At 59.0% G+C, this 6,350-nt stretch carries 5 protein-coding genes; 2 read left to right on the top strand and 3 right to left on the bottom strand.

The features are described 5' to 3' along the window. Both H1Y01_RS17300 and H1Y01_RS17295 read left to right on the top strand, forming a co-directional pair. On the top strand, positions 1-1,145 hold a 1,145-nt coding region (locus H1Y01_RS17300), incomplete at its 5' end, for a CRTAC1 family protein (protein ID WP_180541757.1). A 323-nt stretch (positions 1,146-1,468) separates the two neighbouring features. After that, positions 1,469-2,602 (top strand): tetratricopeptide repeat protein, encoded by a 1,134-nt coding sequence (locus H1Y01_RS17295; protein ID WP_180541756.1) that lies wholly within the window; start codon positions 1,469-1,471, stop codon positions 2,600-2,602. A 3-nt stretch (positions 2,603-2,605) separates the two neighbouring features. Here H1Y01_RS17295 and H1Y01_RS17290 read toward each other — a convergent pair whose 3' ends face one another. The 3 genes from H1Y01_RS17290 to H1Y01_RS17280 form a co-directional block, all read right to left on the bottom strand. Beyond that, entirely contained in the window at positions 2,606-3,484 is an 879-nt protein-coding gene (locus H1Y01_RS17290; protein ID WP_180541755.1) for a tetratricopeptide repeat protein, read from the bottom strand. Continuing rightward, on the bottom strand, positions 3,481-4,899 hold the full coding sequence (locus H1Y01_RS17285) for a tetratricopeptide repeat protein (RefSeq protein WP_180541754.1): 1,419 nt from the start codon (positions 4,897-4,899) through the stop codon (positions 3,481-3,483). Before H1Y01_RS17285 ends, H1Y01_RS17290 begins: the two co-directional genes overlap by 4 nt. Before the next feature lie 95 nt (positions 4,900-4,994). Continuing rightward, positions 4,995-6,350: tetratricopeptide repeat protein (locus H1Y01_RS17280; RefSeq protein WP_180541753.1), on the bottom strand; the 1,356-nt coding region annotated here is incomplete at its 5' end.

The following is a 6,350-nucleotide window of genomic DNA, read 5'->3' as shown; positions in this document are numbered from 1 at the left end:
ACGGCCACCTGGATCTCTTCATCGCCAATTACATCGATTTCGACCCCAAGACCACTCCCCTGCCCGAGAGCGGCCCCTGCTTATACAAAGGCATCCTGGTGGCGTGCGGTCCTCCAGGCCTGCAAGGCGGGAAGAACATCTTATTCCACAACAACGGCAACGGTACCTTCACTGATGTCTCCGGGCGCGCAGGAATCCTGAAGACTTCCGGCACTTACGGCTTAGGCGTATTAGTCGCGGATTTCGATAACGATAGCTGGCCCGATATCTATGTCGCCGACGATTCCAGCGCCTCGGTGCTCTATCACAATAACCACGACGGGACCTTCACCGATATCGCGGTGGAATCCGGCGTGGCTTATGGGGCGGACGGCAAGACCCAGGCCGGGATGGGCGTTTCCACGGCCGATTTCCTGCTTGACGGGCACTTCGGACTTATCAAGACGAACTTCGCCGGCGACACATCGACGCTCTATCGCAACTTAGGCGAGAACGGTTTTGAAGACGTTACCTTTCAGTCCGGTCTCGGCCGCAACACAAGGTTTCTCGGCTGGGGCGCCTGCTTCTTTGATTTCGATAACGACGGGCTTCCCGACATCCTGACGTGCAACGGCCACGTTTACCCGGAGGTGGCCGAGACGCTGGTCGAGTCCGGTTACCGCGAACGGAAGGTACTCTATCGCAATCTGGGCAGCGGTAAGTTCGAGGATGTGTCGGAGCAGGCCGGTCCCGGAATTAACGAACGGGTTCCGGCGCGCGGCTGTGCGATTGGCGATTTCGATAACGATGGGCTGCTCGACATCGTAGTGAACTGCGTGAACGATGTCCCCCAGCTGCTGCACTGCCAGGGTAAGTCGGGTAATAACTGGCTGCGGATTAAGACAATTGGTGTAAAGAGCAATCGTAGCGGGATTGGAGCGCGGATCTATTGCACTCCGGCCGGAAGCAAGCGTCAAATGGATGAAGTGCGCAGCGGGGGCAGCTACTACTCGCAAGGCGATCTGCGCATTCACTTCGGGCTGGGCAAGGCGGCTAAAGCCGACTTGGAAATACACTGGCCGAGCGGGATTGTGGATAAGCTAGTAGCAGTTAGAGCGAACCAGACGATCATAGTTAAAGAAGGCGTGGGTTTCGTGCGCGCATGAAGATTGGGAAAGTCCATATTAGCCGCGGATTAACGCAGATAAACGCCGATAAGATCAAGAGCCTTGGTTCTTTCTTATCCGTGTTTATCTGTGTTGTTCTGAAAACGCCTGCCAGCATTCTGAGCCGCGACGGTAACGGAGCTGGTGCTCCGGAAAAGAACCTTTCGGATGCCTTTGCCGCGAGAAAGCGGAATGCCATGGCTGTAACCGGCTCCGTCACCGTCGCGGCTCAGAATGCGGTAGTTGCATCGACTCAAATACGGCGGACGGTACCTGCAACCGAGCTCCGACGGCGACGGGGGGCAGCGTTTTCATTCCCCAGGGTGGACCGCGGGCCATATGTGGTTCATCCGTGGCTAATTAGCTTTTGTTTTGTACTCTGCTCAACTTTGGTTGCGCAGGATCTAAAGAGCGTCGTCGCGCAAGCGGAACAACTGAAAGCTCAAGGCGACGCGGCCGGCGCGCTATCCGCCTTTCAGCAAGCCGCCACGCTAGACCCCAAATCGCCTCGTTTCGAAGACGAGATCGGGTTCCTGCTCGCGGTCCTGAACCGCCGCGATGAGGCATTGACCCACTTCCGCCGCGCCATCGAGCTCGATCCCAAGTATGCGCCCGGCCAGTATCACCTCGGCGCCGCTCTATGGCTTACCGGAAATTCGGATGGCATTCCGTATCTCCAGACCGCCGCCGCTCTCGACCCGAACAATGCCGGCTATCAGAAGCTACTTGGCGAGGCCCTACAGACCACTGGCGATCTTCCAGGCGCAATCGAACCCTATCGTCGCCTTGTAGCTATAAATCCAGCCGATCACGATGCCCGCAACACCTACGGCATGTTGCTCGTCAACACGCGGCATCCTGACGAAGGGATGGAACAGTTCAACAAGGTTCTGGCGGAAGATCCCGCAAACACAACCGCACAGATGAATATCGGCTATGTGCATCTGAAGAAGTTTGAGCTGGATAAAGCTATCGCCGTGTTTCAGAATCTGCTCGCTAAGAACCCGAACTTAGCCGCGGCGCACTATAACCTCGGCGTGGCCCTGAAAGATAAAGACGATCTTGATGCGGCGACGGCCGAGTTCAATCGCGCCCTCGTTCTGGACCCCAAGCTTGCCGAGGCGCATTACATGCTAGGGATCACGAACTGGCAGGCGGGCAATTTCGACGTTGCCGCGGCTGAATGGCGCGCGACGATTGCAATCCAACCCGATAACTCGGAAGCTTACTATATGCTAGGCACGGCGCTCAAGCAGAAAGGCGATATCCAGGCCGCTGAAGAAGCGCTTCGAACCGCCATCCGGCTCGATCCCGGGAACCCCGGCCCCTATAACACGCTCGGTCAGTTATTGCGACGGAAGGGCGATATCGAGGAAAGTAAGCGGCTCTTCGCCGAGGGCGCGCGCGTGCAGCACGAGAAAGAAGCGGCGCTGGGCGTCATGCTCGAGCGAAAGTAGCACCTACTCTTCGGGACCTTTGTGAAGCTTCTGCGACTCTTCCAGCATCTTGCGGCCTTCTTCCGTCTTACCCATCTTATTCAAGGTTTGACCCAGTAAGTAATGCGCTGAATAGTTATTCGGATCCATCTGGATGGCACGGCGCAGGGCGCCTTCCGCGTTGGTCAGTTGATCGCGCTTCAGATAGCCTTTGCCCAGCAGAATATAGGGCCCGCTATAAGCCGGGTTTAGCCAGATCGCTTTCTGAAGGTACGGAATCGCGTCGTCCCACTCCTCGTGCCGCGAATAGGCATCGCCCAGCTTGTAATACGCCATGGCGAAGTTCGGATTGATCGCGATCTCGTTCGCCAGTTCCTTCTTAGCGCGATCCAGGTCGTTATGGTAGGTAGAGATGATTCCCAGCAGGTAGTGCGCTTCCGGAATGCGGGGGTCGAGTTCTACCGCGCGGTCCAGCTCCTTGACGGCCAGTTCCTCAAACTCCTGCCGGATCATCATCTGCGCGGTAAGCAAGTGCGCGGCAGGCGTCTCCGGCAACACGCCGAACATCGCCGCGAAGGCCCGGCGCGCGCGCTCCGGGTCGCGATTCTGAATTGCCGCGTTGCCGAGCATATACATTACTTCCGGCCCGCGCACTCCGCCCGCAATGGCTTTTTCAAGCCACGGAATCGCTTCGGCATTGCGCGCCGCAAGGTAGTCGGCCTGCCCCAGCCAGTAGGCGACCTCAGCATAATGCGATGTGCCGGGATTTTCGGTCTTGATGGCCGCTGCGAAGCTCTCCGCCGCCTTCGCGAACTGATGTTGTTGGAACAAGGTCATCCCTTGGTCGAACGGCGTTGGAGCAGCAGTCGCGGCTTGTAAGAGGAAAACGAACAGTAAGTTCATGGATGTTGTTCCACTAAGTGCCGGAAGAAGAGGTTCTGCGGCATGAAATCGAGATACTCTCGCTGGACAGCTTTGGCTTGGCCCGGTTGTCCGGCCGCCCGGTATAACGCGGCTAATTTCCGGTAAGGCTCCGGATCCGATGGATCGATCGCGATGCTTCGCCGGAACTGCGCGACGGCTTGAGCTGTATTGCCTTCGGCAGCATACACCACGCCGAGGCAATAAGCGAACCGCGCGTTTTGCGGCCGCTCGGTTTCGGCCCCCGCGTAAAGCTTCTGCGCGAACTCCTTCTGGTTCTGCGCGAATAGCATGGACCCGAGAGCCGCCATCACATCCGGATCAACTCGCTGTTCAAGCGGAAGACTCTTCAGTAGCTGATACGAGCGAACGATCTCGTCGTTCTTTTTATCTCCAGCCGCGGTTTCGAACAGCGCCAATCCTAAGTCGCGATTCACTAACTCTTTCGAAGGTTCTCGCCACGCGGTAAGTTCGCCGGTTGCCGGCGTCAAAGGCTTGCGCGGTCCAGGCAGAGCGATGAAATGATCGGTAATCGCGGTATGCGCGATGTTATTCGGCTGGAGCCGGGGCATGTGACAACTTACGCACTCATCGGCGGGCTTATGCTTCGCCGCCGAAAACACGTCCGCATGACAGCCCATGCAAACGCTTCGGATAGTAACGGAATCGCCATGCGGGTCGTGGCAACTTCCGCACCAAAGGCGGCCGCCGCTTTCGCGCGAACATCGGCTCAACGCCAGTTGCTCGCTTTGACTTACTGCTTTGACGCCTTCAGACCGGTCAGTATGCAAGACATAGGTTACGAAGACGGACTCGGTCGTTCGACCCGCCTCGAAATCCGTCCAGCGCTTGCCCGGATTCAAAACGCGGACCGCGCCTTCCAAATGACACTGCTCGCAGACACTATCCCGGGCAGCAATTGAAAGCTTCGCCGGGTTCACGATCGAGCCGCGCACCGGCTGCTTGAGATGCGCTTCCGCCGAACCATGGCAGCGCTCGCAGGAGATCGCCCGGAGCGGTTCCGAAAAGCGGTTCTCCGTGCCCGTTGCGGCGCGAGCCGTCGCCGCATGGCAGAAGATGCAGCCTTCCGCGATGGGGTGCGTGAAGTCGAGCACGGGTTCCGGTTCATAGCCCGGCGTCACGTCCCACGCATGAGCCTGGCTGTAATAAGAAGCCGGAGATTGGAACAGGTACTGGCCAATCTGAATTAGATAGCTGAAGCCGGCCTTCCCCGCCCCGACGGTATAAGCCACCGGATATTCAACCTTCAAACCATCCGCATCCACGCGCTGAATCATCTGCGGCCCCCGGTGTTTGATGGTGATCGTGCTGCGGGAATTTTTGTGCTCGAAGCGCCCGTCGGGCTGCGGCGTATCCGTGCTGATGGAGCGCCCCATAGCGGATTGCTCAAAGGCCGCGACTTCCCGCGGATGACACGTAGCGCATTGTGCTTGCGACAGTAGCGAAACCCAAACGGCAGCGGCAAACATCGCTACCGCAGTTGCGCCTTCACACGCGCCAGATTATCCCGCGCAACCGAACTCGCCGGATCGATCGCCAGCGCCTTCTCGAACTGCTCCCGCGCGGCCGCGAGATTGCCTTGCATGGCCAGCGCCGCGCCCAGATTGGTGTAGGCCCCCGCGCTAGTGGGATCGAGTGCAGCGATCTCGCGAAACAAAACGGTCGCCTCGCCCAATCGCCGCTCGCGGGCAAGTGCGTTGGCTTGCTGCTCCAAGAGCGCTTCGAGCGTCTGCTTTGCTTTCGTGTCGTCGGGCGTCTGCCGAACCACGGTGCGCAACTCCGCGGTTGCATCTTCATTGGCCCCGCGCGCCAGCAGCGCTTGGGCCAGGTTATAACGCGCCTCGGTGTAATCCGGACGCGCGGTGAGCGCCGCACGGTAGCGTTTCTCAGCGTCATCGGCACGCCCCGCCAGCTGCAGATAGGCTCCCAGCGTGTTCAGCGCGACTTCATCCTTGGGTGCAATCGCGGTTGCTAGCTCCAACTCCGCGATCGCCCCCGCCGTGTCGCCACGCGCCTCAAGCAGCCCGCCCAGATTGAAGTGCGCGGTGAAATCCTCCGGATCCTGCGCAATTCGCTTACGCATCAGAGCCTCCTGGATCACCGGCCTTTGATCTCCATCGCCGCGCGGCAACAACTGCAGCCAGAGGTGCGCCATTTCGTCGGTCGCCTGATCTCCGGCTGTGACGCGCCGCGGCGGCTGGCTCGGATTCCGCGGATTCGAGGCCGAATTATCGAAGGTCCAGCGCATGGAAACGCGCGTCCCTTTGGCGAGAAACACGGGCTTCCGATATCGATAAACTCCCTGCCAGTTCAGGTCCCAGTCGCGGATGCGGATCAACGTGCGCTCGCTTCCATCCGGCAGCCGCGCGGTGCCAACGACCGTCTTGCCGAGGTAATGGGCATGTGGATAGATGGCGAGCAGGTCGGTATCGACTGGAATCGTGAAGTCGTCTTCAACACTGAAATTGTCGCGTCCTGCGGGAATACTGAGTTCCCGGTCCGCTTCTAATTGCACCAGCAGCGGCTTGTAACGCGGCTCATCGTTACCGAAGTAGAGCCCGAGCACCGGCTGGATTTTCTCGGGCTTGCCGGTCGGCTGCATGTGCATGTTCAGGATCAGATCGGTTCCCTTCTCGATCATCCATCCCATGCCGGGCGGCGACTGATCCGGCGCCGACCCCGGCTTCCAAAACAGAAAGTGACTTTCGGGATCGAGCACGTTGCTTTCGATCTTCAGATCCATGCCGGCGAATCCCGGCTGTCCATCTTTTCCATCGCGCCAACGCATCGAGCGATTGCGATCGATCAGTACGTTGGCGTGATGCAC

The sequence above is a fragment of the Nevskia soli genome (genome assembly GCF_903970205.1).
In the GTDB taxonomy this organism is placed as follows: domain Bacteria; phylum Acidobacteriota; class Terriglobia; order Bryobacterales; family Bryobacteraceae; genus Bog-113.
Note: the sequence above shows the minus strand (reverse complement) of the source record. Positions and strands in the feature narration are given on the sequence as shown.

Excerpts from the sequence above, each read along its gene's own strand:
- H1Y01_RS17290 (WP_180541755.1), bottom strand. The coding sequence starts at position 3,484 with ATGAACTTACTGTTCGTTTTCCTCTTACAAGCCGCGACTGCTGCTCCA.
- H1Y01_RS17285 (WP_180541754.1), bottom strand. The coding sequence starts at position 4,899 with ATGGGGCGCTCCATCAGCACGGATACGCCGCAGCCCGACGGGCGCTTC.